The sequence below is a fragment of the Methanosaeta sp. UBA458 genome, from assembly GCF_002496085.1.
GTDB classification, from domain to species: domain Archaea; phylum Halobacteriota; class Methanosarcinia; order Methanotrichales; family Methanotrichaceae; genus Methanothrix; species Methanothrix soehngenii.
In genome coordinates this window covers 1-1,284 of sequence record NZ_DAIK01000153.1, presented here as the reverse complement: position 1 = coordinate 1,284, position 1,284 = coordinate 1, and the positions used below count along the sequence as shown (strand labels likewise).

Here is a 1,284-nt window from a genome sequence, read left to right as displayed (position 1 = left end):
CGTCTCATTCAGGCTCTCATTCTCAGCCGCTTCCTCCAATGGTCCTGAGCTCTCAGGGATTCGAGCAAATAAGTCAGCATCAAAGGAGTCTATGATATCGGCGGCATCTTCGGCAAACTGATCATAAACCTCATCAGGAGCTTTATATGTGAATATATAAGCATACTCGTCAATCACAGTCCAGGCCTCCAAGACTCTGAATGTCACACCCTCGCTTTCCAGGCTATACACTATGGCATGAGCCGGCACTTCATTGATTGTGATATCGCTCTCGGTCAGGATCTGGAGATCTGGCATGATGTCATTGAGAACTCCCAACGCTGCCTGGCTATACACTTCCAGGGTTACATCCTGCCCCGCGGGAAGCTCTTCGTTCTGGAGCAACAGATATACCGTCGGATTATCGACATCCTCTCCAGGGGCCAGGAAGCCCACGATCATTCCTTGATCATTGGCTTCGGCCTCCTGCTCGATCCAATCTGCCGGATAAATCAGCTCAAATCCATAGTCATAGTTCTCATAAAACAGCCATTCATCCAGGTCGGAGAGGGCCAGGGCCCCGGAGGTGTCCAGAGGCTCGCTCTGGGCCTGAATGCTGCCATTTAAAGAGGAGTCAATAGAACCGTAAGCACAACCAAGCAGCGCCAGATTCAGTGCTGCTAGAATTATGGCTAGAAGCTTATTATTGATCGTAAAGATCACCTGTATTGCTTCATCATCAATAAGTATATGAAGATTCCTTTTGACCAGCTATTATGGGAGCGACCAGCGGATGCTCGTCGATCCCCGGCCCATTCCCTATCGTCCGGGGCTCATCGCAAAAGCCGTCCGAATTGGTATCATTGCAGCCCTCGCCTGGCTCGTCGTAATCGCTATAATGATTTCCGATTATCTTTGCGCCCTTCAGCAGTCCCATGAGCCCCTCCTCTTTCATCTCCATGCTCCACCGGTTGCCAACAGTATCGTTTGCTGCGACCCTGTTTTCCAGGAAGTCATTGGAATGGATGGTATTGTTCGTCGCCCCTTCCTCAATGTAAATGCCATACCTATTCTTATAGAGGTTATTATTCAGGATGATGTTATCAGAAGAGTCGATGAATATGCCGCATTTCCGCATCCGCATCCTCCTGAGCCGGTCAGGTTGAAGCCTTCAATCCTCGTTCCATTGGCCCTCAATGTGATGGCGCTCGACGATCCGTTGGCATCTATCACTGGCCGTCCGCTGCCGGTATCTACGCCTATCAGAGCTACTGAATGCAGGACGTGACTGCTCCCCGCCCTAAA

At 50.4% G+C, this 1,284-nt stretch carries 3 protein-coding genes; all 3 read right to left on the bottom strand.

The features are described 5' to 3' along the window. The coding region (locus BP822_RS11410; protein ID WP_286878322.1) for a PsbP-related protein at positions 1–702 on the bottom strand (702 nt) is incomplete at its 3' end. Between the two features lie 16 nt (positions 703–718). Continuing rightward, positions 719–1,117, bottom strand: coding sequence for a NosD domain-containing protein (locus BP822_RS11405; RefSeq protein WP_286858190.1), 399 nt, complete (start codon positions 1,115–1,117; stop codon positions 719–721). Further along, on the bottom strand, positions 1,069–1,284 hold a 216-nt coding region (locus BP822_RS11400; protein ID WP_286858188.1), incomplete at its 5' end, for a hypothetical protein. The genes BP822_RS11405 and BP822_RS11400, both read right to left, overlap by 49 nt.

Excerpts from the sequence above, each read along its gene's own strand:
- BP822_RS11405 (WP_286858190.1), bottom strand. The coding sequence starts at position 1,117 with ATGCGGAAATGCGGCATATTCATCGACTCTTCTGATAACATCATCCTG.